Origin of the sequence: Rhodobacter sp. NTK016B (assembly GCF_017303295.1) — a bacterium.
Classification (GTDB): domain Bacteria; phylum Pseudomonadota; class Alphaproteobacteria; order Rhodobacterales; family Rhodobacteraceae; genus Pararhodobacter.
The window spans coordinates 200,317-222,913 of sequence record NZ_JAFKOK010000007.1; the positions used below are offsets into that span (position 1 = coordinate 200,317).

Consider the following 22,597-nt stretch of genomic DNA (forward strand, 5'->3'; position numbering starts at 1 on the left):
CCTCACTGCCGCAACCGCTTCGCCCTCTCCGCCATCCTGATCACTTGCGCGCTAGCGGCCGTTGCTGCGCTCCGCACAGCTGCGGGGGCCTGCACAGCACCCCGCCCGATCGCTTCGCCTGTCGTGAGTGCACCGATCCTCGCCCGGCCCTTGACGCCGTCCGTATTGAAGACTCCCCGCATGATCCCGGCCGAGCCAGAGACCACAGCGGGCGCCGCAGCCACCATCAGGTTCCCCGAGATCCCCCGCACAATCAGGGGCGTTGCCGCGACGAACCCTTTGGCCAGGAATACCATCACGAAGAACGGCACCAGCGAGCCGATATTGGTCGCGGAGTTTGGGTCACCGAGTTGCGCGAGAAGCGAATTCGCCATGCCGACCACGGTCGAGAACATGGCGGCGATGACGATGGGGTAGAAGGCGTAGCTGATCGTCGTCGAGACCCACCTGTGGAAGAAATCCTTGGTCGCATCGAACAGCGACAAAGCGATCATGATCGGAGCGAGGCCGAGCATGAGTGTCAGCATCATCTTGGCGAAGATGAGGACGATGCCAGTCATGAAGCCGAGCAGGCTCAACATGACAAGGCCTATTCCGCCAAGGATGGCGCCGGTCATCCAGTTCAGATTGTTGCCGATCGCGTTCAGGTATTGGCTGAACTCAGTGATCAGATCATCGAACTCTGCTGCGAAGTAGGTGGCCCCGGCACCGCCGCCGCCAACAGAGGAGATCAGAGCCCCGGCGATGTAGTCGAGCCCGCCGATCACGGCATTGGCCACAGCGTTGAAGTTGGCCCAGTTGAAGGCAAAGAGCCCTATCAGCATCAGCTTTATCAGGTACCAGAAGAAGCTGGCCCCATCCATGCTTCGGAACTGGAAGGCCATGTTGATACAAACGCCGATCAGCGAAAGCGTGACCATCAGCAGGACGATCGTGCCGGTATTGCTCGCCACAGCCCCGAACTGGGACTCGGCGGCATCGGCAAGGAAGCCGTCGGCAGTTCCGACCATCCAGCTGACGATGCTCATTACCAGTTGCCTTGCGCTTCGCAGATATCCTGGACGTCGCGGGCGATCTGGTTCTGCTCGTTGCGAATGGCCAGCCGCGCTTGAGTATGCTCGGCCTGCGTGCTTGTTGCGAACCGTTCCTCGTACTCGGCGGAGGCTGCATCCCATGACGGGAAGCGGACATCACAGCCGCAATCGCCGGTTTCCTGGATCGCCTCCCATGACCGCAGCTCGTAGAGACGCATCAACGTCAGCGCCTTGTAGGCCTCACGCGGGTGGACCTCATCCATCCATGTTGGGCGCGCAGGCCGGTCGTTGCAGATCCGGTATTGCTGGGGCGCGATGGTCACGGTGAGATCGTTCGTGACCTGAGGCGAGGTCTGGGCCGCGAGCGGCGCGGCCAGCAGGGTGACAACTGCGGCGAGGATGGTATGGCGCATGGGGATTTCCTTTCGGTTCATTCGGCCGCGACCGTGGGGCGCTCGGCACCCCCGGCTGGACCCGTGTTCTGGTCTGGATGTCTCGCCTGCCCCGGCAGGAAGAACTCGGTGATGCCGCGGGCGCCGTCATGACGGCCGGCCTGAATGATCACGTCGATGGAGCCCTCGATGTAGTCCACCATATCGGCATAGGTCATCGGCACATCGGTCTTGAGCGCCGCGATGGCGAGGCGGCGGACAGCGAGTTGCGGGGTCTCGGCGTGCAAGGTGGTCAGCGAGCCGCCATGCCCGGTGTTGATCGCTTCGAGGAAAGTCATGGCCTCGCGGCCCCGGACCTCGCCCAGCACGATCCGGTCGGGCCGCATGCGCAGGGTCGAGGCCAGAAGCACATCGGCGCTGCGGGCCTCGGTATCCCGATCTGCAATCAGCGTCACGGCATTCGGCTGCTCGGGGCGCAGTTCCGCCGCCTCCTCGATGGTGATGATCCGCTCCTCGGGCACGATCAGCGAGAGGATTTTTCGCGCCGCGACCGTCTTGCCGGTCGAGGTGCCCCCCGAGACGATCATGTTGAGCTTGTTTTCGACACAGAAGCGCAGGGCGGCATCAATGTCGCCGGAGGCCACGACATCGCGCAGCGCAGCGTTTCGCTCAAAGCGCAGGCCCTCAAGGCTGCGTTCTTTGCCATAGAGGAAACCAAGCTTGATGGCTTCCAGCGGCAGGGAGGAAAAGAACCGCAGAGAGATGGAGAACCCACCCTCGACGGCGGGCGGCTGGATCACCTGCGCCCGGATCGGACGATCCCGATAGAGGATCGAGACCGAGACGATGGGCTTCTTGGTGCTGAGCGTCGTCGAGGCGGCCGAGGCGATCTGATTGCCGAGGTCCTTGATCTCGGTCTGGGTCAACGGCGTGCCGAGACCGCGCATGAAATGATCGCCCTGGAACTCGCCCCAGACCTGCCCATCGGGGTTGATGCAGATCTCGATCGTGTCGTCCCGTTGCACGGGCGCGCCGAGGCGATCCAGTGAGGCTTCGAGATAGCTCGCCGCCATGTCAGAAGATCTCCAGGTCGCGGTCGACCATGACCGTGATCCGCGTGCCCTGATCGACATGGATCACTGGCCGGATCGCCAGATAGTCCTGCATGACGCTTTGGGTGCTGTCGCGCAGGTCCGTGCCGACGTCGCTCGCGATGTCGGCCGCGGCCTCATCATCGATCTGTCCAGCGGCGGCTGCGGGCAAAGCCCCGATCAGCGAGATCAGCGCGGCCGAACCGAAGCGCTGCGCAAAGCGGGTGTCGACGAAGCCGGTGGTGCCGGTGCGGCCGAGCTCGTCGCCACCAAAGGCGCTGATCTCGACTGTCTGGTTGTCGGGCAGGATGATGCGATCCCAGGCCACCATGACTCGCGACTGCGCGAGCGCCACATCGGAGCGGTAACGCCCCACAAGACGCGCACCGCGAGGGATCAGGACGCGCGTGCCGTCGAATGAATGAACGTCCTCGGAGACGATGGCGCGGATCGCGCCGGGCAGCGTGCTGTCCAGCGCCGTCTCGGTCACGGCCTGGATCATCGTGCCCTGCACGACGGTGTTGCCGGGGTTCACGATCACTTCCGCCCGCGTCACCGGAGCGGGCCTTGCGCCTGCCCGCACGAAGGCTTCGTCCTCATTCAGGCGCGCGGCCTCGAGGCTGTTCTCGCGGTCGGTCCCCGCCCCCATCCCGGAAAACGCGATCATGGGCGATGCGATGCGTTCGGCCCGGGCCTCCGCTTCAGCGATGCGGCGGCGCTCAAGTTCGGCGAGCCGCAAATCCTCCTCGTTCGGCCCGAGGTCCGTCGGCGCAGGCGGGGTCAGCCGGGCGACCTCGAGGTCCATGCGCAATTGGTCAAGCTCGCGGTCGCGTTCGGTCAGTTGCCGTTCGAGCGCGCGCTGCGCCTCAGTGGAGTCCTCCTGCAGCGCCGTGATCTGGGCCGTGAGATCGGCGATGGCCTGCTCCGCGCCGCTGTCAGACGCCTCGACGGGCCGCGCGCGCAGGTCTTCGAGTTCCGCCCGAAGCGTCGCGAGGCTTTCCATCAGCGCCAGTTCCGACGCAGAGGGACCGGTCTCGGCCGGTGGCGGCGGCGCAGGCTCGGCGATGGGCATGGGGGCCAGGTCGCCGAAGCCCGATCCAGCTGTCTGGAACTCTTCCGGGGCTGCGGTCGGCAGGGGTGCTTCCGGCGATGGCTGCAGGGCGGCCCAGGCCAGGCCGCCTGCGGCCACGATCCCGGCCACGCCGAGGATGGCGGCCAGCGGGGAAGGCCGCGCGGTGCCGCGCTTCTTGTCGCCTGTCGCTTCAAGAGCCGCGAGACGCGCGGCGAGGTCCTCGGTGTCCTGGCTCATGACGTGGGCCCACCCATATCCTGAACACAGACCTCGTCTTCCCCGAGGCGAAGCACCCATTGGCGGTTCACGCCCGAGACACGGATGACGCCGTCCTCGAGTGCCGTGCTGTTCACCGCCCGCTCGCCGCCATTGGCATAGCGGAAGATCGCCGGGACCGGCGCGTTCCGCGCGAAGCGGAAGTAAGTGAAGGTGCCATCATCCCAGATAGCCGTCGGTGTGAACTCCTCGCTTGCGCTGACGGCATAGTTGGCATTCGGCGCATCAGCCGCGACCGCGCGGGCCGGTTGAACGCGGCTTTCGGGATAGCGGAACTGCACGACGTAATGCGGGGTCTCGCGCGCCTCGACCACGTGGAAATAGTAGGAACGGCGGTTCGTGTAGACCGTGATGTTGGTGGCGACACCCGAGGCGGCTGGCTTGATCGCGAAGGCGCGTCCGCCCGGCACGCCGTCGAACTGGAAGCCCACCGTGTCGCCCGCGATGATCGAGCGGATGGTCTCGCCCTCACCGAACTCGACTGTGGTGACCCGGGTCAGGGTTGTGACAACGCGGTAGACCTGCCCCTCGGTCCAGGTCGCGATCCGGACGCGGTTGTCATGGGGGCCGGGGCGTGGCGTGGTTTCGGCGAGGGCTGCGGGCGCCATGAACGCCAGCGCGCTGGCGACCAGCAGAGCGTGAACGGATGTGAAAACTGGAACAGAGGTCATTCGGAACGGTCCGATCGGATGGCATATTGGGTGACAGTGAAGCCGAAAGGGTTTTGCCAGACATCGTCAATCGAGCGGGTCCTTTCGGGTTGGAATGCAAACATCAATGTTGCGGTGAATGACCCGTCCTGCGCCCCTTGCGGGCTGGTCAGGCGCTTTCTGAGACGCACCTGCGCGCGGTTCTCGCCGATCAGCGTGATCGAGGCGATCTCGACAGCCATCTCTGCGGCGGGACCGTAGCGAGACGGCGGATAGCTCTCCTGCCCCGAGGTCCACATGGTGCGCATGCTGGCCTCGGCCGCCCCGGTGGATTGCGCCAGCACGCGGCGCACGCGCAGATCGTTGTCGAGCTGGTTGTAGGCCTCGCGATCCAGGATGTAGCGGTAGATCTGCGCCTCGATGATGGCGGGCCGCTCGGCAAGCGAGACCGTTTCGACCGTGGCGTTCGGCAGAGCGAGACCGGTCGCGGGGTCATAGGGCACGACGACGGGCGGAGGCGTCTCGACCATCAGGGCGACAGCAGCGGCCGCAAGGCAGCCAAAAACGCCAAAGCCTGCCCCGCCAAGGCCGATCATCCGCCAGAGCTGCTCCCGGCGCAGTGCGCCGTGGATCAGTTCCTCCTCGACCAGTTCGCGCGCGCTCATGCCCGCCGTCATGTCGGGACCCTTGCTCATGGCCGCAGGCTCGGCAGAGTGAAGTCCATGTAGCGGCGCTCTTCGGCGATGGTGGCGGCATCGACCACCCCGGCATTGCCGGCGCCGAGGGTCTGGATTGCCTCAAGCTCCCACATCCGCGTCATGGCGATGGCGAGTTCCGCCGTGACGCGGGTATTGTGATCCATCGACTCCTTGAGGTCCTCCATGTCGGGGATCATCGAGACGAGTTGTTCGACACGTTCGAGCGATTGCGCCGCCTCGGCGTGGCTGTTCTGGGCTGCGGCCGACATCACGGCGCCGGTCGTGGCGCGGGTCGCGACTCCTTCGGCGCCTGGATTGCCGCTGGTGGCGATCTCGCGCAGCGAGTCCTCGTCGAAGCCTGCACTCGCCAACGCCTGTTCCATCTGCGTACGCAAGGGCCCTGCGTTGGGGCCGATCAGGCTCGACCAATCCCCGGCTTGAATGCCCCTGATCAGGCCCGGGATGTCTTCAAAACTCGCCTGTAGGAGGTTGTCGAGATCGCCGCCCATGGCGAGACCGAGGATACTGCGCGGCCCGGTGAGCGAGGCATACATTTCGTTCAGCTGATCGAGCTGGCCTTGCAGCGTCTCCAGTTGTTCGAGCGCATTGTCCAGAAGATCGGTCTGGATCCCGAAATCCTGCAGCATCTGCTGAAGCTGGCGGATTTCCTGGGCGATGTTCTGGGTATCGACCGTGGGCACGCCCTGAGCGGTGACGGGCCCCGTGAGGGCGGTGGTCAGCGCGAGGGTCGCGGCGGTGGTGGTGAAGGAACGGTAAAAGCGCCGGATCATCGCAATGTCTCCTGGGTGAAATCCATGAACTGCCGCTCGGCCGCTTGCGCGGCTGCCATGGCGATTTGTTCATCGCTCAGCGGCTGAGTGTGGGCGGCCTTGATCCGGGTCCGGATCGCGACCAATCGGGCAAGCTCGGCACGCGCATAGGTGTTGAGCGCGATGGCCTCGTGCAGATCTTCGGTCTCGCCGATGCGGGTGATGATGTCTTGGACCCGCAGGGCCGCCGCGCGGACCGAGACTAGCGAATAATCGCCATAGACACCCGCCCCATGGGCCGAGAGGCTGAAGCTCGCGTTGGCGAGGAGCACAGGGTCGATGGTGCCAAGCGCATCGATCCCGCCGACGGCGGCGAGGTAGCTATTGTACTGCTGCGGGATGACAACGACGTAATGCTGGGTTTCCGCGAAGGGCGGCACGCCACCGTAGTTCTGCACATTGCCAGGGCCTGCGTTATAGGCCGCGAGCGCGTGGATGATGTTGCCATCGAACATGTTCAGCATCTGCGCGAGGTACCGCGCGCCGCCCGTGACCTGCAGCCAGGGATCGTCATAATAGGCCGGGTAGATCCCGAGATCGCCCGCCGTGCCGGGCATGATCTGGGTGAGCCCGAAGGCCCCCACGGGGGAGCGCGCGCCGATCTGGAACCGGCTTTCCTGCCAGATCAGCGCCTGAAGAAGGCAGCGCCACTGGACGAGCGACAGGCCAGCGCGGCTCACCCCGGGCAGGCTATGGGTGTGGCGCGCCGCACGGATGATCAACTCCTCGATCCCTTCCCGGGCATCGCCGAACATCCGGGCGGCGGCCGGGTTGTTGTCCTCCGGCGCATAGAGGCTGGCGGCCGCGCTTTCGACGTCACCGGCAGATCCTCGCACCGCCCCCTGCCCCGCCTCGAGCCCCGCAACGGTTCCCGCGACATCGCCGGAGCCGACGGACATGGCATCCATCAGCCCCTCTAGCGAGGCGAGTTGCTGGCGTTCGATCTCGGCCAGCTCCTCCTCGCGTGTCAGCCGGTCCTGCTGCAGCGCCAGGTCGCGATCGGTCTGCTTGAGGATTGCCTGCCGCTCTGCGAAAAGGCGTAGATCAAAAGTCGGCACGCCCTGGGCAACCGCTGGCCCGACGCTGGGACCTGCCAGCGCAAGGCTGACCATCGAGAGAGGAAGCCAGGTCCGCATTTGCTCAGCCGCCCGCCCCCAAGAGGACGAAATCGCAAGCCGTGTCGCGGCGCGTGACGGCGGCCCCCATCGTCGAGATCGTGGTCGTGGCGGTTGCGCCTTGTGCGGGCGCCTCGCGGAAGTTGAAGCAGTTGGCCTGCGCAGGGTTATGCTGCGCGCAGGCCGTCAGGCTCAGGCCAAGGCCAAGCAGCACGACGCTGCGGATGATGGTACGGGTCATGTCACTCTCCAGAAATCGGGACGGTCACGGTAGTCGGGGCCAACGAGGGCCTCGCCCTTCTCCATGCCGCCAAGGATGGTCACGAGCGGGCCGAGGGCGCTGAGATCGGCGTCGATCACGACCGAACCCCGGTCATCGCGCACGAGCGCCAGCCGCGAGGCGGAGCCGACGCCCAAAAGCACGTCGAGTTCTTTCTCGCTGAGGCCAAGCATCGCGTAGTCAGCGGCCGAGGCGCGGATGTTGGGCAGAAGCACCTGGGTCGGCACCGCTTCCACGATGGTCTTGCCGGTCCGGGTGCGTTCGAGCTGGCTGGCATATTGCGTCATCATCACGACGACGGCGTTCTGCTTGCGCGCGGTCACCAGCCAGTTCGAGAGCCGCTCCGCGAAATACGCGTTGTCCAGCGCCTTCCAGGCCTCGTCGATCACGATGATCGTGGGCTTGCGGTCCTCGATCACGCGCTCGACCCGGCGGAAAAGGTAGGACAGGACCGCCATGCGTTCCCGCTCGCTCTCGGAATCGAGGATGCCGGTCAGATCAAAGCCCGCGACGTCAGCGTCGGTGCTGCCCCCGATTTGGAATGTGTCGTCTGTGTTCGCCCCAAAGATCCAGCCGTAGCGGCCCTCAGCCGTCCATTCCTGCATCCGCTCAAACAGATCGCCCTCATCATCGGTCGAGACGAGGAGCGAGGCAAAGTCCGACCAGTTCCTGAGCCCCGCATTCCCGGCACTCGCGTTCTGGCGCACGACCTCCTGCAGGCGGTTGGTCTGCACTGGGGTCAGTGGTCGGTCGCGGCGCTCGAGGAGACTTGCGAGCCAGTCGGCCAGCCATGCCTGACCGCGGGCGTCGATTTCCGTCTGCAGCGGGTTCAGGCCCGTGGGACGTCCGGCCCGCACGGTCGAATAGCTACCCCCAAGCGCGCGGACGGCCATTTCCATGCCGGCGCGGTAGTCGAAAACGAAAAGCCGTGCGCCTGCGCGCCGGGCCATGGTCATCAGGAAAGCCGCCAGCACGGATTTGCCCGAGCCGGGGCGGCCGAGGATCAGCGTGTGGCCTCCCGTGGGTTCGCGATCCGGCGCGCCCTGTTCATGGAAGTTGAAGCGAAACCCGCTGCGCTCTGGCGTCGGGAAAAGCGTGATCGGCACGCCCCAGGGCACTTGCGCGGCCGTCTTGCCGAGCGGGGTGCGGTGGAAGGTGGCGAGATCGGCGAAGTTGTGGTTCGTGATCGCGGCCTTGCGGCTGCGCGCCCCGGTATTGCCGGGATGCTGTGCCATGAAATGCGCCCGCGCCCCGAAGGCTTCCGAGATCAGGTTGATGCCGGAGGTGGCGGAGATGTTGCGGATTTCGGCTGCGATGTCGTCGAGGGCGGCCTGAGATCGCGCATAGACCGCCACTGTCATGTGATGCTCGCCGAAGATCAGGCGTTTGGATTCCAGATCGTCCTGGGCCAGTTCCAGTTCCTGCGCCAGGCTGACAGCCCCGTCATTGGCGGCCTGCATCAGGCGAAGCTGCCGCTTGATCCGGCCTGCCATGATGTTGGCGTTGATCGGCACAAAGGAATGGGTGACTACCATATCGACGGGCAGGTTCAGCTCGTCGAGGATCAGGCTGTCGGTCTTGGCGGGGTAGTTCTTCACCGCGAAGATCGCGCCGAGCTTGTCGCCGACCGCGCCATCGGAAAGTGCGATGGTCGTGCCTCGGAAGGTGACGCGAGTATTGGCGACATCCTCGGCGATCACCCCGAGGCGCGATCGCGGGAAGAGCGGATGCTCCTCGCCGGTGTTCAGAGATCCGAGAAAGCCCAGAAGCTCGCCGCTGCTGGCGGCAAGCAGGCGCGGCTTCAGCTCATCGAAAGACGACAGCAGAAACCCAACGACCTCGTCGAGCTTGCGCAAGCGTCGGGTCGTGTCCGCTGCATGCAGGGCACGAGACGCGCCCAAGCCGAAGGGCAAACGGCTGCCGGTCTCGGGACGTTTCAGCACGGTCAGGGTCAGCGTCTTGTCGCGCAGGCCTGCCCGACCCAGATGCGCATGCCAGCGTTGGTCCACGGCGGCCGCGAACCCCTCACCCGGGATGGGCGGCAGGGTCACATCGACCGCTTTCGACACCTTGTGCAGGTAGAAGGAGAACTCGGTCCCTACCTGCGCCACGATGCCAGCCAGCAACCCTCCGATCCGGTCGAGATGCCCGTCCTCGCTCGTGGTGCTGTTCACCCCCTCGAGCCGGATGCATTGCATCAGCTCGTTGCCGCGGGTCCGGATCGTCCGGTCGGTGACAAGGCTGACGTAAGGCAGCATCATTGAGAGCCGCTTCTCGCCCTTGACCCATGCAGGCAGCGCGGTCAGCGGATCGAGCGCGTCCATCGCCTCATCGGCACCTCCATCACGGGGCATAGCTGTCGCCCCCGTGCAGCTTGCGGTTTGCCGTCGGCGGGGTTTCCTGCAAGGTGATCACCAGGACATCGAGAAAGTTCGGATCCCAGTCTGCGGCTTTCCAAAGCGCCGGCCACGCCAGCCCCGCGAACACAGCCACCACCCAGCTCTGCACCCAGAGGAACAGAAGGGTCGAGCCGAAGAGCCAGACCATGGCGTACATGATCGGCAAGCCCATCAGCTTGGGTGGCCTGAGAAGACCGATGAACACGCGGGACTGGTCAGCCATGGATAGAGCTCAGGTGGTCCAGATGGCGGCGACGATGGTGGGTGCTGCGGCGATGCCGGCGATTGCAACCACGACCCAGAGCGCCTGACGAAAGTCGAGGATGCCAAAGAGCCAGGAAAGGAACACCCCGATCAGTGCGAGCGTGCCAATCACGATCCCCAAGGGACCGGTGATCGCATCGACAATTCCTTGAAGCAGGGTCTGTACCGGCGAGAGGTCGATGCTCTGTGCAAGCGCTGGACCCGCCAGCACGATAAGGGCCATCGCGCCGAGCGCGACGATCGAAGGTCTCGATGTCATGAAAGATCTCCTCTGAGCCGCTCAAGCACGGCAGTCACACGGGCCACATGCCCTTGGGTTTCTCGAAAAGGGGGGATGCCGCCGTGGCGTGTGACCGCCTCCGGACCAGCGTTGTAGGCCGCAAGGGCCAGAGAGCCCTCGCCGAACTGGTCGAGCATCATCAGCAGGTAGCGGGCTGATCCGTCGAGGTTCTGCGCAATGTCATGTGGGTCGACGCCGAGGTCGCGGGCGGTGTCCGGCATAAGCTGGCCAAGGCCTATGGCACCGACAGGGCTACGTGCTGCGGGATTGTATGCGCTCTCGACTTCGATATTGGCCCGGTAAAGGAGCGCCCAATCAGTGACTGAAAGCCCTGCGCGACGCAGCGCACCATGCCCGGCATACCGCAGAGCCGTGGTCTCGATCGCATGGAGGATTTCGGGGGAGGCGCGGACGGCGCGCGGGGCGACCGCTGCTGCAGCCGTCACATCGCTCAGGGGATCATCACCCCCGCGGGACTGCGGCGCTGCAAAAAGAAAGAGGCGATCTGGAAGGGGCCCATTCCGGGCATCGTCGTCGCCGGTGAACGAGCGCAGGCTGCTCGTGGTCTCGGCCATGTCGATCAGTCGGCCATCAGGGCTGAACTGGAAGATGAAACCGTCGGCAAGGGCCGGGGGTGCTGAACAAACACCTGTACCCAATGCAACGACGAGCGCAAACGCGCGGTCAGTTGTCCTTGACCAGAACCGGTCCGGTCCGCGGCTCGGACGTGCGTCCGGGTGCTGCGTGGCGCTCGCGGGCACCCTCGACAAGCGGGATGCTGGCGGTCGTGCAGCCCATGTCGGCAAGGAAGCTGACAAGGCCGACGATGGTCTTGAAATCGCGCAGCTTGAGGACGCTGCGGCTGGTGACGAGCATCTTGTCGTCCCCTCCATCCGGGGCAACCGCCCGGATGACCCAGGTGCCGTACCAGCTGTTGTGGCGCTTCTCGGCGCCTTCCTTGCAGACCACCTCGATGAGATAGCCTTGGGCCAAGAGGCCGCGCAGCCCGTCTTCTGTAACCACATTCGGTGCTTCTTCTATCATGGCCTTCCCTTGGGTCCTTCTTCTGCCTGGGTGCAGTCTCGGGCCCACGGGGTCGCAACACCGCGGGCGATACAAGACAACATGAACGATAGCAAGACAATAATAACGTGTTGACGAAGTTCGCCTTGCTCCGATAACGGTGATAGCCGACAGAATGATAATCTTAAAGGCGGCAAAGGAGTTTTGCCCTGCGGTTGTTTATTGCGCGCAACGCACCGTTGCTGTTCGCGCTCCTGCTTGGAAGCATGCCGGTAGCCGCGGCTGCGGATTGCGTACCTCCCGAACGACCGTTCTTGCCTCAGTCGCGAGAAGACATTCGTGCCTATGCCGATCTGCTGCGTTCTGATTTCGAGGGCTACATCGCCGACATTCAGGAGTATTTCCGCTGTCTTGATGCCGAGCGCGCCCGCGCGTTTCAGGAGGCGCGCGAGGTCAGTGAAGACTATGGAAGACTGGTCGAGCTATTGGACTGAGCAAACGCATGGGCTTAACCGCCGTCGAGATCCTCGTAGTAGACGAGCGCGGGCATGTTGCGGCGCTGATGCACGATGCGCAGGATGACTGCCGCGCCATCCGCCGCATGGAGCCGCTTGTAGAAGATCACGTGTCGCTGGCAATTGACGGACCGCATCCCCGGGACAAAGAGACTCCTGTCCCGGCCCGCGTCGGGATCCCCGGTGATCCGCTCGAAGGCGGTGACCAACTGGCGGTAATAGACGAGCCATTGGTCCCTGCCCCATGTCTCGACGGTGTAGGTGCGTATCTCTTCGAGGTCGGACTTGGCCTGTCCGGAAAGCCGAATCGTCATGCGGGTCAGCGATCAAACGCATCCGGTTCGAAGGCTTGGGCATCGAACTCGGCGAAGTCCCCATTTTCGGCCAGGGTGGCTGCCATCTCGAGATCGGCTTTGAGGGCGTAGAACTGCCTTGCGCCATCCTTCTCCATCAGCATCCTTACGCCGGCGCGCACGACTTCGCTCAGATTGGCGTAGGCGCCAGACTCGATCTGCGCCTGCACATATTTCTGCATCGGTTCGGTCAGGTGGACGTTCGGCATCAGACTCTCCTCATTATGCTCAATCGTATCAGATACTGACATAACTATTCAAGCTCATGTTCGATCCCAACTTAGTCCCCAAAATAGGCTCGCAGCCCCCTCCCGTCCTTCTGCCCCGGATTCCAGCCGGAGCGCCGGGCCCTACAGTTTTCCGACACTGCCCTTCCCGGGACCATGAGCGCTGCGACACGCCGTTTGACGGGCTCATGCGCTCTGTTCTTCCGTGACCGCTTTCGTGGCCGCATTGGAACGCTACATTTACATTTGGTAACAAGTGTTTGTTCGGTAAATGACGTGAAAGGGGGCCGCAATTTTGGCCGCATTCAAGACGCCACAAGAGCCCAAACCGGCGTCAGATCTTGGAAGCCGGCACGCGACACAAGCGAACAATCGCAGGTCACTATCAATCAAATTCCCTTGCTATCGGTAATGTTGTTTCGTATCGATGCACCATTATAGATGGAGTCGGCATCATGAAGCTCGTGATCCACAGCGTGGCAACAGCCACGGCACTAAGCATATCCGGACTAATGGCCTCGTCAGGTCCGGCTCAGGCCTATCAGGTGGACTGTGCAATCCTCCTCTGCCTTGCGGGCGGCTGGCCTGCCTCCGCGCCCTGCGCACATGCTAGAGCGGTCTTCATTCGGCGGATCACACCATGGCCGATCGAGCCACCCTTACAAATCTGGCGGTGTCCGATGGGTGTGTCGTTCAACGATCCCAGCCCCATGTCGCCCATGGGACGCCTTTATGACATCACGTTCCGCGATCCGCCCGAACCGCAGGAATCGACTCCGATACCCCTTGTTCGCGTCCAAGCGGACGAACAAGCCGACATCGACATCTCGGGCGACGCCTTTGACTTCGTTCGGAGCATTCGCGTGTATCACATCCAGTACCGCCAGCACGAAAACCGAGATGGCGACTGCAATCGCAGCGACTCGACGCGATTGGGGTCCTACGGCGTGCAGGGCGACTACCGATGGACAAGATCCACCGTGGGCCAGGTGCCAGCCGCATCAGGCCTGAGCATCCCAAATGGATGTGGCAGCTACTTTTACCGTTCCGTCTTCGTCGACTGGCGTGATCACGCCGGGAACTATGGTTCTGAAGAAGTTCGCTACTGACAATATCTGCGCGCGGTTTTGCCGCGCGCGCCATCTCAACCCCGCACGGGAGGCTGTGCAAAACCCCTGAAAAGGAGACGACGCCAGACCGTGAAGCCTGACGCCGTGCTAGAAAACTCCGTGAACAAGAGTTTCCTAGCGCACCGCCAAAACACCCGCAACCAGCAAAGTTGTTTTGCTGGCGAGAATGTTGTTGTCTCACGACATGGCGTCGGATCTCCAAGGAGACCTCGACCATGGAACCTACGACCGGCCTGATCCTGCGACGGATCACGCAGACAAATCTCTCTATTGCAGCGCACAAGCTGGCCACCCTCATCCTTGATGCCATCGCCTGGAAGGATGGCTACAACGGTTTGTCGCGCGGAACGGCAGCCTTCACCCTCTCTGCCCTGGCGGAGAAGATGGGTGTCTCACGACAATATCTTTCGGTTCTTTTGAGCGAACTTGAGACGTCGGAGTTGCAGCTCGAGCGGGCGAAGCCTAACGGCAAATTCGCGCCCTGGATCTTTCGGTTTTCAGCCTTCGACGAGGAGAGTGAAACCCATGATCTCGTGTCAGGTGAAGGCGACACATCACTATCTAGAGATAATAATAACAAAACTATCTTCTCAGGGCTGATCGAAATCACCGCGAGTTCGAACGTTTTCCAGACCAGTTGGGCAGAGCTAATCAAAGCAGCGAAGGCCACGTTGCCCTGCTGGAACATCGACACCCAGATCATCTGGGATCGCTTCCTCGCCTTCAACCGGTCCCGAGGCAACGGAAAGGTGCCAGCCGGCTTCCTGCTTGGCTTCATGCGCCGATGGCGAAATTCGTCGGGAACTCCAACTCGTCCCGCGGTCAAGCCGCCCGCGAGACCAATAACGGACCCCAAAGAGCGCGAATTGCTGAGACAGATGCAAGCCGCACCAACTGCGAACCGCCAGTTCCACGCGTCCGACTTGTGTCGCTTGATCGGACACGCTGCCTACGAAGCGCGTGTACTCGATGTGATCCACAAGTTTGGGTGTCAGAGGTTTTCAGCAACTTTGGCGGTGCACGGAAGAGCGGTGTTGGCAGGGGAAATATCCAGATGATCCGCTAGCGGCAGCACCTGTAGGGAGTAAGAGCCAGCGTACTCGCTCCCGCAATGGATTAGTGCCTATCTCGCTCTGCTATACGGGTGGTCAGGTCCCAGCAGGTATGGGAGGCTGGTTTTTCAAATGTTTAGGGGGGTGTCTGCAAATCGTGTTGGGATGTTGCGGGGCCTCTCGAAGTGGCAGCTACCCATTCTCACCGTCGCTGATCGGGGCGGTGCGCGGCTACGTCAGCGACTTCTGAACCGCTAGAGCGCAACGCTGGAGCGTGCGATAGTGCCCCTCATGCCGAAGGATGCCGTGCTGTGCTCGGACGGCGCTAAGGGTTACGCCACTGCGGCATCGAACACGTCTTGGTCGGCACCAAGCCCGGCACGCGCGTCACGGCGGGCTGCTATCACATCCAGAACGTGAACTCGCTTCACGCCCGCTACGACAAATTCATCAAGCCCCTCTGCGGACCGGCCACCAAGAACCTGAACCTTTACATCAGGTGGCTGGAAGCGCGGTGGGCATGGATCGGCCCAACGGACGTGTTACGAGCCTCGTAACGGGTCAGCACGGCCGGCAGATGTCCGCATCGAGCCCAAAGTACCAGTTACTGCACTATGCGCGAATGTCGGCCATCAATGAGACTACGCCTACACACGCGCAATCTCACGGATCAGATCATTTGTCTCTGGTCTCGTCGTTTGGTGCCGATAACGAAGAGCAGAAACAGTTCGCGAAATTTCAAGGCCGTCGATGAGTATCGAAACGAGGCCCCTATCTGCTGGAATTGCCGTGGTTGGCAAAATCACCGCGCCTAATCCCTGCCGCGCGAGTTCGACTAACCAATCCACGCGATTTGACCGATAGGCCGCGTAGAGTTCGTGACCTTGGTCTGCACATGCCCGATGCAACGCATCGCGCATTTCGCAATTGGGTCGATCGAGCATGTCAGTTTCAGCGAGTGTCGAAAGAGAAATAGCGTCTCGTCCAGACAACGGGTGCGACTTGGACACCACAACTTTGTAGGACTCGTCATAGAGCTGGTCTATTCGATAGAGGTCTTCACTGACCGTCGCCGCTGTGACAACGACGTCAAATTCACCCTCTCGCAATCCGGACAGAAGCTTGGAGGCAGACGCCACGATCAACTCTATTTCGGCTTGCGGCAATCGTGTACGGAAGCGTTCCACGGCGGCTGAAATCCGGTTGTGACCAATCGTTTCGCCAACACCGACAGAAATAGGAACCCGCTCTAGTCGCGTGTGGCGGACGGCTTCTGCCTTAGCTGCCTGCGTTTCGTCATGCGCTTTCTGTAGCCTTGGCTGCATGAGTTTTCCGAGTGCCGTCAACCTGCATCCCGCGCGGTCCCTGACAAACAGATCACCCCCGAGCTCGTGTTCAAGTTTCTTGATCGCGGTCGTCAAGGACGGTTGGGAAACATTTGAGGCGCTAGCGGCATGGGTGAAGTTGCGATGCTGGCAGACAGCCAAAAAATACCTGATCTGGTTCATCTCCACTGCCACAGTCTCCGTCACTTTCCGCCATGAGGTTCACCATAGCACATGTCTATCAAAGAATAGAAGTTCGGGATTGGTGCCTGAGGCATTCGGCATGAGAAAAGGGTGCATCGAATCCAAACAAAACAACTTCTCAATCAGGAGGCGACCATGAAAGCCCAAATTCTCAAGACACTCGCCGCTTTGGCCTTGATCACGACATCTGCAGCCGCACAGGAAACCCCAATGGAAAATCACACTGCCAGCTACATCGCCATGCCCGCCGCTGAAGGCCAGACCGAAGCATTCGCCGAATTTCTGGCCGGAGCCGCCCCGATTGTCGCGGACACCGAACCAGGCACCGTGCTTTGGTTTGCCTTGCAAGACGACGATACGCTCGCGATCTTTGATATCTTCGTGGATGAAGAAGCGCGCAATGCGCATTTCTCCGGCGCTGTGGCCGCGGCTTTGAACCAAAATGCCGACGCGCTGGTCGCCGGGGGCTGGGACGATGGTGTTGTCGCGAATATCAACAATTCCGATGTCCTGTCGGTGAGGGAACCGGTTGATCTCTACTCGGCGACGACAGCCACGTATATCACGCTCGAAGCAGCACCCGGCAAAGGGCCGGAACTGGCAGCCTTGCTGACCGCAGCTGGTCCCATCGTCGGAGAAACCGAACCTGGCACATTGTTCTGGGCGGCGCTGCAGATTGACGAAACATCCTTCGCAATCTTCGACATCTTCACCAACAATGCTGGCCGTGAAGCACACTTTGCCGGTCAAGTCGCCGGGCTGCTGAACGAACGGGCAGCGGAGTTGGTCGCTGGCGGGTGGGACGACGGTGTGGTCGCTAACGTCCACAACTTCGACATCCTCGCCATCAAGTAACGCGATGTGACAGGAACAAGAGGCGCCTGGTGCAACGCATCAGGCGCTTTGCCGAACGAATTTAGATTCACCGTGAAGCGGTCGTTCGAGTAACTGCAGCGAATTAGCGCTTTGTTCGCAAAGCCTACCAACACGATTTGTGGATACCCCCAATGTTTAAACCACGCCGAATGGCGTGAGCCGGCCGGCCGGAGACGTACTTATTCCGCCCTCATCAGGGCCGTGTCAAAATGCCCCTCGACCGGAAGGCAGTCGTCAGTGTCCGCTTCGGCAAAGAAGCTGTCCTTGCGGCACAAATGCGCAGAAAAGCTGCCTTTGATCGTCGAACCCTCTTCTTCGAGGGAGAGGGTGTAGATTGAGATACTCAGGTCCTCCCCGATCTCCTCGTTCATGTAGAATGGGGCATTCATCCCCTCTGGCCACCACGACACAGAGGCATCCATCATCGCGCCCGAGGCGTCTGTGCCCATAAGGGATATCTCGATCGTCAGGATGCCCTGCATGATGCTCTCAGCATCCGGGTCATGTGCCTGGATGCTCAGGGAGGACACCGGACCGAAGGTGCGCCATTCCGCGGTTGAGGTTCCTTCGGAAGGAACGTCGAGGGTTTCACCATCGTAGGCCGCCTCGCCGATGGTGGCGGTTACCGTGCCGACCGGGACCGTCTCGATCTGGGCTGTCGCCGTCTGGGAAACCATCATCAGACCGGTCACAAGGACCGAAAGAAGTTTGGTGTTCATAATCCTCTCCATAGGTCTCGCGCCACTTACGGGAATGTCCAGCCGTCATGTTCGACGCGAAAGATGCGCAACGGCGCGCCGGGCCGGATCGAGCGGGTCCGGCCCACCCATCCTTGCCAGGCGCACGCTATCGTATAGGGCGCGGACGATTTCAAGACGACACTCGAAACCTTCGCGATCGGAGCAATGTTCGACCAGGTTCTCGAGGCGGCGAATATGAGGCTCGACCCTATGACACGTGGTCGCTACCGGCTAACGCGTGGGCTCGAAATCGAGGTCTTCGACATCAACACCGGCAAGGCGCGCCCGACAGCAACGCTGTCAGGCGGCGAAACCTTTTGTCGCGTTGCCCTTAAATCTGAGACGAGACGCTTTCGGCATCGAGTTTTGCCCTTAATTGCGAGATTCGGCTGCCATCGCGCCTGTGCTTCTCGCGCGCCGTTGCGCAATGTGATCAACCGCAGCCAGCAAGCGTGGCTCCTTCTCGAAGGCGCGCAAGAGAGCAACCCTTGCATAGTCGTCAATGCTATGGCTGACGAAGGCTGCTTTAGCCAAGGGACGAGATCGAGCGGCTGCGATCGCGGCGAGGCAGAACAGCCTTAATTCCGATCTGGGGCTCTGGACAGCGAACGACGGCTCCCCGCGGAAGGTCTTAAGCGACATGGCAAAGGTGACTGCACGCATTGCTCGCCGAAGTTGCTTGGGACTGTGTAATCGCGCAGCGCACTCGAGCATCCCTGCCCCGCGTCGCGCTCGGCCTATCAGCTTTTCGGATATTTGCTCGTCACCGGTTTTGCCAAGGGTTTGCACAAGTCTCGTCCCGCAAACCTGACAGTCAAATGCCCAGGCCCGCCTCCAATGCCTGAGTGAAAGGCCCTCCCTGGAGCATCGCAGGCAATGCTGGAATGGCATCTGGGCCGTCAGCAAGGCTTCTCCTGGCGTCATTGCCGGAAAGGTCAAAGACCGCACGACATCTGGGTCGACACGCGCGGCGTTGGCAATTTTCTCCGCCGCAGCCGCGTCGACGTTGAAATCCAAGGCGGTGCCATGCGCGGTATCGATTTTGATATGAACCAGCAGTTCCGCGTCATCACAATAGTTGGCCGTAGCCAGCCGAGACAACCAACCTGACAACAACTCGTCTGGCAGCGGTGCGACAGTCTTCGGCAGCGGGCGTGGCTTCACACTCCGGACTTCTCGAGCCGCCGATGGGCGTTCGCATGGCGCGACCAAACCGGCGTCCAGTTTGCGATTGCGTCATCGGTGATGCATTCATCACCTGTGACAATGGCGTCGATGGAAAGATCCTTGATCAGGGCGAAGATGCGCGAGGTCACCCCACCGGTCAGCGCAAGTATCTGCTTGAGTGACTTGATCTTCAGATTGGATTTCTTCTCGAGGGGCATTGCCGCGATGAGTGTTTGGATCATGTCCGAGAACTCGGCATCGTCGCGCCAGTTTGGCAGGTGATGTTCGTCCAGCCGCCTCGCAAGCTGGATATCACCACGGATGGCATCAACGGCCTCGCTGACCCCGAGGCAGACCAGCGACACTTCGAGTTCATTGCTGAGATACCGCAGAACATTGAGAAAGCGGCGCTGTTCGCGGTGGGTCCCGGCCAAGAGGTTGTGAACCTCGTCGATCATGATCATCCGAAGGCCAAGGTCGCGCAGGAGCGCGATGACGCGGACTTCGAGGGAAGCCACATTTTGAGCGCGGGCGCTCAGTGCCGTCGCCGGGGCGCCGACGGCGGCCAAGATGTGCAGGTAGAACCGCCGTTCGTCTGGTGCGGGCGGCGCTTGCAAGAGCAGCAGCGGTGTGTGGGTGATGCCTGAAGCCGGATCGTATTCTGGTGCGTATTCGCGCGACAGGTTTCGAGCGATCATCGTCTTTCCGATCCCCGACGCGCCATGCACAAGCAGGCCAGGCATACGGGTTTGCCGTGGCGCTTCGATCATACCCTGCAAGCGGTCCAACACCTGTTCGGCCCGCGGAAAGCCGATCCAGATATCCGATTGAATGAGGGCGATCCGACCGTCTGCCTCAGTTGTCCGTGCCCTCAATTCACCATCTCTCTACCTTGAACAATGGGCGCGATGTATCACCCGTATCGACCGGACGCAGCCCTTCGGTTGTCGAGACAGCCGAGTTGGCGCCCTCCAATGCCCCTTTTCTTTCACGGGATCGGCGTTCGGCCTTCGTCAGGCCCCGGCTCTCTGCCTCGATCTGGCGTTGCTGGCGGATCAACTCAGCCAGAACCAACTCATTGGACCCTGACTTGCCAAGGGCGCGGGCCTTCCTCATGGCTTCGCGATATTCCCAGAGGGACGCGGGCGGAATTTCCAGGTTTCGGTATCGAGCTTCGACGTATCGGCCATCTTCCAGTTCAACCCAGATCTTTGAGATATCGCGAGGATCATAGCGAACAACCACCTTTCCATCGCCGCGCCCAATACGGCCTGCAAGGGCATCGGACCAGTACCGTATCTGGAACAGATGGATGCCGTCCCGCCTGACCTTGCGCAGTTCACTTGGCAGAAAGCTCACCCGAAAGGCTTCAGTCTCGAAGGGGATATCGCCCATCATTTGCTCTGAGAGCGCCTCCCATTTAGCGACGGGCGTACAGCCAAGACTTGAATGAATGCTGTTGTTGTATCGGCAAATTTCCAGAGCAAACCAATGATCGAATTCGTTCAAGGTCATCGCGGCCTGGCCTTCGGCGTCATAGTCGCCCTTGTCCGCGATTGAGGCTTGCGTTGTTCCCGGCAACAGGTGAACGGCCCCCATCATCGTCCCGATCAACCGCTCGATGTGACCCCCGAAGTGAGGACTTCCCGGCGGCCGATAGACCAGATCGATCCCCCATTCCGCACATGCCGACCGAAAGGCCCGCGACCGGAAATCGCGGCCATTGTCGACATGAATGCTCTGCGGTTTGCCTTGTGCAGGCCAAGGTATATTGCACGCCAATTCCGCCAGAAGTTCCACCTTGGGGGCTACCGCCTGTGTCAGGCAAAGCGCCACTGACAGACGCGAAGGTGCCTCGAGAGAGGTGTAATATCCGGTCACCAACCGCGTTGCGACGTCGATCGCCAGCGTGACCCACGGTCGGCCAATTGGTTGGCGCTCAAAACTGTCGACAAGAATGATGTCCGCGGGCGTATGATCAATTTGCACGAGCTCCAGTGGCTGACCGCCCTTGTTCTCGCCTGTGACCGGTGCAAATTTCTGGCGGGCCACCTTTGCCCCTTCTCGTGCCTTTGCAACTTCGCGGGCATCAATTGCATCCAGACGGCGCTGAACCGTCCGCCGTGTCGGCGGTTGCAAGCCCTGCTGCCAGCACGCACTGCGGATCTCAGTAACGACGCGCGAGAGGCTCGAACGCTCCCGGCGCAAGAAATGACGGCGAAGATGCTCTTCGATCACCGATTCAACTTTTCCGGATATCAGAGTTGTACCGGCCGGACGGCCCCGTTTCCGCGGAGTCAGCGCGCTGGTGCGCCCACCCTTTTCCGCCAGCCGCTTTATCCAACGCCAGACCGTCGCCCTGCTGACACCAAGCTCCCAAACGGCGTCATTGATGCCACTTTCCAGGCTGCCAGTCCGATTGAGATATGCCTGAGCAAGAGGGCGCAGCACGGCAGCCCTGCGCGCCTCCTCAGCACCAGCGGCAACGGAGTCTTCGCGATCATCATCCATCAATATTTGCCACTGCGAACCCTGTCTCAGGTTTAAGGGCAAAAATATCGGAATTAAAGGCAAAATCTCATATTTAAGGGCACAGGACAGCCGTTGATTTCGTTGGATTTCTCATCTCACAATTATGGGCTACGCGACAGAAGGGGCTTTCCGGTATGGCGGATCGTATTGGCCTCCAGTGTTCTATATTGTAGAAAATGCGTACCGGAATTAGAGAATAATCTTTCACATTTCTTTCCGTCGAGTGAGGCGTGCAGCATGACCGACGAAAGCCCCGATCTGCCCTACAATAAGGCAGGTCTTGACAAGTCCTTCTCGAAGGGGCTGATCCTGTTGCGGCACCTGGCAACCTGCGAGGCGCCGGCGGGCATCAGCGACCTGTCGGCGGCTCTCGGCATGACCAAGAGCAACGTGCACCGCCTGTTGCAAACCCTTGCGGCGTATGGATTCGTTCACAAGAACGCCAAGTCCCGCTACAGCCCTTCGCTGCGCTACTGGGAGATGGGCTACGAGGTCTGGCTGCACTCGCGCGCGGGGCAAGTTGCGCTGAACGACGCGGACGGGCTCGCGCTCAAGGCGAACTGCCTCGTGCACATCACTTTGGCAGCCGAGGAAAGCCAGGAACTGATTCTCTATGATCGGATCGGTACGCCGATCGCCCATCCCATGCGCAGGCTTTGGCCCACGGGCACCCGCGTGCCGATCTGGCGAATCATCAACGGCTGGTCCGATTTCGTGGCCTTCCAGATCGCCTATATCGCCGCCAAGCCCGAGGTCGAGCTGACCTCGCGCCGCGATGAGATCAGCCGCCACCTGGAAGACAGCGGCCTGACCTACGAGGGTCTGGCCGAGCACGTCACCGCCGCCCGCGACCTGGGTTACGCCGAGAACCTCGGCAGCGGGCTGGAGAATATCGAGGGCACAGCATGCGCCTTCCGCGACGAGACCGGTGCGCCGGTGGGCGTGCTCAGCACGATCTACGACCGTGACGGCAGCCGCGACGGCCGGCGCGAGGATACCGGGCGGCTCAACCGCCTCTATGCCCATTCCATATCCCGATCCCTGGGCTTCCGGGATCCAAACTGAGAGAAAC

26 protein-coding genes and 1 pseudogene are annotated in these 22,597 nt (G+C 61.8%); 6 read left to right on the top strand and 21 right to left on the bottom strand.

Translation table 11 applies throughout. The features are described from left to right. Positions 1 to 2: 2 nt before the first annotated feature. The 14 genes from JI664_RS11120 to JI664_RS11185 all read right to left on the bottom strand — a co-directional run bounded on the left by JI664_RS11120 (position 3) and on the right by JI664_RS11185 (position 11,425). Positions 3 to 1,028 carry a type IV secretion system protein gene (locus JI664_RS11120; RefSeq protein WP_149884471.1) on the bottom strand — a complete coding sequence of 342 codons (1,026 nt, stop codon included), beginning with the start codon at positions 1,026 to 1,028 and terminating at the stop codon, positions 3 to 5. Continuing rightward, positions 1,028 to 1,447: a hypothetical protein gene (locus tag JI664_RS11125; protein WP_149884470.1), complete on the bottom strand. Its 420-nt coding sequence runs from the start codon at positions 1,445 to 1,447 to the stop codon at positions 1,028 to 1,030. The genes JI664_RS11120 and JI664_RS11125 overlap by 1 nt, the downstream gene beginning before the upstream one ends. 17 nt (positions 1,448 to 1,464) lie before the next feature. Continuing rightward, positions 1,465 to 2,499 (bottom strand): ATPase, T2SS/T4P/T4SS family, encoded by a 1,035-nt coding sequence (locus JI664_RS11130; RefSeq protein WP_207013823.1) that lies wholly within the window; start codon positions 2,497 to 2,499, stop codon positions 1,465 to 1,467. Position 2,500: 1 nt separating this feature from the next. Continuing rightward, the gene (locus tag JI664_RS11135) at positions 2,501 to 3,826 is read right to left on the bottom strand and encodes a TrbI/VirB10 family protein (RefSeq protein WP_207013824.1); all 1,326 of its coding nucleotides are present in this window, start codon (positions 3,824 to 3,826) and stop codon (positions 2,501 to 2,503) included. Next, positions 3,823 to 4,473 carry a TrbG/VirB9 family P-type conjugative transfer protein gene (locus JI664_RS11140; RefSeq protein ID WP_127561486.1) on the bottom strand — a complete coding sequence of 217 codons (651 nt, stop codon included), beginning with the start codon at positions 4,471 to 4,473 and terminating at the stop codon, positions 3,823 to 3,825. The genes JI664_RS11135 and JI664_RS11140 overlap by 4 nt, the downstream gene beginning before the upstream one ends. 59 nt (positions 4,474 to 4,532) lie before the next feature. Further along, a complete protein-coding gene (locus tag JI664_RS11145; RefSeq protein WP_207013841.1) occupies positions 4,533 to 5,180 on the bottom strand; it encodes a virB8 family protein in 648 nt (215 codons plus the stop codon). 26 nt (positions 5,181 to 5,206) lie between these two features. Beyond that, the gene (locus JI664_RS11150) at positions 5,207 to 6,004 is read right to left on the bottom strand and encodes a type IV secretion system protein (RefSeq protein WP_286174046.1); all 798 of its coding nucleotides are present in this window, start codon (positions 6,002 to 6,004) and stop codon (positions 5,207 to 5,209) included. Further along, entirely contained in the window at positions 6,001 to 7,179 is a 1,179-nt protein-coding gene (locus JI664_RS11155; protein WP_207013825.1) for a lytic transglycosylase domain-containing protein, read from the bottom strand. Before JI664_RS11155 ends, JI664_RS11150 begins: the two co-directional genes overlap by 4 nt. A gap of 4 nt (positions 7,180 to 7,183) precedes the next feature. After that, positions 7,184 to 7,399: a hypothetical protein gene (locus JI664_RS11160; protein WP_149884464.1), complete on the bottom strand. Its 216-nt coding sequence runs from the start codon at positions 7,397 to 7,399 to the stop codon at positions 7,184 to 7,186. Next, positions 7,396 to 9,792: a type IV secretion system protein B4 gene (locus JI664_RS11165; RefSeq protein ID WP_207013826.1), complete on the bottom strand. Its 2,397-nt coding sequence runs from the start codon at positions 9,790 to 9,792 to the stop codon at positions 7,396 to 7,398. The genes JI664_RS11160 and JI664_RS11165 overlap by 4 nt, the downstream gene beginning before the upstream one ends. Further along, positions 9,782 to 10,060: a type IV secretion system protein VirB3 gene (locus JI664_RS11170; protein WP_071676063.1), complete on the bottom strand. Its 279-nt coding sequence runs from the start codon at positions 10,058 to 10,060 to the stop codon at positions 9,782 to 9,784. Before JI664_RS11170 ends, JI664_RS11165 begins: the two co-directional genes overlap by 11 nt. Before the next feature lie 9 nt (positions 10,061 to 10,069). Beyond that, positions 10,070 to 10,360 (bottom strand): TrbC/VirB2 family protein, encoded by a 291-nt coding sequence (locus JI664_RS11175; RefSeq protein WP_054540759.1) that lies wholly within the window; start codon positions 10,358 to 10,360, stop codon positions 10,070 to 10,072. Continuing rightward, positions 10,357 to 10,956, bottom strand: a complete 600-nt coding sequence (locus JI664_RS11180; RefSeq protein WP_286174050.1) for a lytic transglycosylase domain-containing protein — start codon at positions 10,954 to 10,956, stop codon at positions 10,357 to 10,359. The genes JI664_RS11175 and JI664_RS11180 overlap by 4 nt, the downstream gene beginning before the upstream one ends. Positions 10,957 to 11,065: 109 nt before the next feature. Continuing rightward, entirely contained in the window at positions 11,066 to 11,425 is a 360-nt protein-coding gene (locus JI664_RS11185; protein ID WP_132952059.1) for a hypothetical protein, read from the bottom strand. A gap of 245 nt (positions 11,426 to 11,670) precedes the next feature. On the opposite strand from JI664_RS11185, the gene JI664_RS11190 reads away from it, so the two are divergent. Continuing rightward, positions 11,671 to 11,898 carry a hypothetical protein gene (locus tag JI664_RS11190; RefSeq protein ID WP_149884511.1) on the top strand — a complete coding sequence of 76 codons (228 nt, stop codon included), beginning with the start codon at positions 11,671 to 11,673 and terminating at the stop codon, positions 11,896 to 11,898. A 14-nt stretch (positions 11,899 to 11,912) separates the two neighbouring features. On the opposite strand, the gene JI664_RS11195 is transcribed toward JI664_RS11190, so the two are convergent. Continuing rightward, a complete protein-coding gene (locus tag JI664_RS11195) occupies positions 11,913 to 12,233 on the bottom strand; it encodes a type II toxin-antitoxin system RelE/ParE family toxin (protein WP_149884507.1) in 321 nt (106 codons plus the stop codon). A gap of 5 nt (positions 12,234 to 12,238) precedes the next feature. After that, complete coding sequence (locus JI664_RS11200) at positions 12,239 to 12,481, bottom strand: type II toxin-antitoxin system ParD family antitoxin (RefSeq protein ID WP_008336111.1); 243 nt, start codon at positions 12,479 to 12,481, stop codon at positions 12,239 to 12,241. 698 nt (positions 12,482 to 13,179) lie between these two features. On the opposite strand from JI664_RS11200, the gene JI664_RS11205 reads away from it, so the two are divergent. Further along, entirely contained in the window at positions 13,180 to 13,608 is a 429-nt protein-coding gene (locus JI664_RS11205) for a hypothetical protein (protein ID WP_149884510.1), read from the top strand. 236 nt (positions 13,609 to 13,844) lie between these two features. Further along, positions 13,845 to 14,687 (top strand): hypothetical protein, encoded by an 843-nt coding sequence (locus JI664_RS11210; protein ID WP_149884505.1) that lies wholly within the window; start codon positions 13,845 to 13,847, stop codon positions 14,685 to 14,687. Positions 14,688 to 15,328: 641 nt separating this feature from the next. On the opposite strand, the gene JI664_RS11215 is transcribed toward JI664_RS11210, so the two are convergent. Further along, a complete protein-coding gene (locus tag JI664_RS11215; protein ID WP_207013843.1) occupies positions 15,329 to 16,189 on the bottom strand; it encodes a LysR family transcriptional regulator in 861 nt (286 codons plus the stop codon). Positions 16,190 to 16,345: 156 nt separating this feature from the next. Here JI664_RS11215 and JI664_RS11220 point away from each other — a divergent pair, with 156 nt between their 5' ends. Beyond that, entirely contained in the window at positions 16,346 to 17,065 is a 720-nt protein-coding gene (locus JI664_RS11220; protein WP_047998196.1) for a putative quinol monooxygenase, read from the top strand. 200 nt (positions 17,066 to 17,265) lie between these two features. Here the strand turns inward: JI664_RS11220 and JI664_RS11225 are convergent, their stop codons facing one another. Further along, positions 17,266 to 17,805, bottom strand: a complete 540-nt coding sequence (locus JI664_RS11225) for a hypothetical protein (RefSeq protein WP_207013828.1) — start codon at positions 17,803 to 17,805, stop codon at positions 17,266 to 17,268. Between the two features lie 186 nt (positions 17,806 to 17,991). Here JI664_RS11225 and JI664_RS24000 point away from each other — a divergent pair, with 186 nt between their 5' ends. Then, positions 17,992 to 18,408 carry a hypothetical protein gene (locus tag JI664_RS24000; RefSeq protein WP_286174059.1) on the top strand — a complete coding sequence of 139 codons (417 nt, stop codon included), beginning with the start codon at positions 17,992 to 17,994 and terminating at the stop codon, positions 18,406 to 18,408. 279 nt (positions 18,409 to 18,687) lie between these two features. Here JI664_RS24000 and JI664_RS24005 read toward each other — a convergent pair. From JI664_RS24005 to JI664_RS11240, 3 genes and pseudogenes are all read right to left on the bottom strand, one after another. After that, positions 18,688 to 18,990 (bottom strand): annotated as a pseudogene (locus JI664_RS24005) (TniQ family protein); the annotation flags it as partial. Next, positions 18,987 to 19,868 (bottom strand): TniB family NTP-binding protein, encoded by an 882-nt coding sequence (locus JI664_RS11235; RefSeq protein ID WP_127109465.1) that lies wholly within the window; start codon positions 19,866 to 19,868, stop codon positions 18,987 to 18,989. The pseudogene JI664_RS24005 and the gene JI664_RS11235, both read right to left, overlap by 4 nt. 1 nt (position 19,869) lies before the next feature. Next, positions 19,870 to 21,504, bottom strand: a complete 1,635-nt coding sequence (locus JI664_RS11240) for a Mu transposase C-terminal domain-containing protein (protein WP_164736711.1) — start codon at positions 21,502 to 21,504, stop codon at positions 19,870 to 19,872. A gap of 258 nt (positions 21,505 to 21,762) precedes the next feature. On the opposite strand from JI664_RS11240, the gene JI664_RS11245 reads away from it, so the two are divergent. After that, positions 21,763 to 22,590, top strand: coding sequence for an IclR family transcriptional regulator (locus JI664_RS11245; RefSeq protein ID WP_111772988.1), 828 nt, complete (start codon positions 21,763 to 21,765; stop codon positions 22,588 to 22,590). Positions 22,591 to 22,597 lie beyond the last annotated feature (7 nt).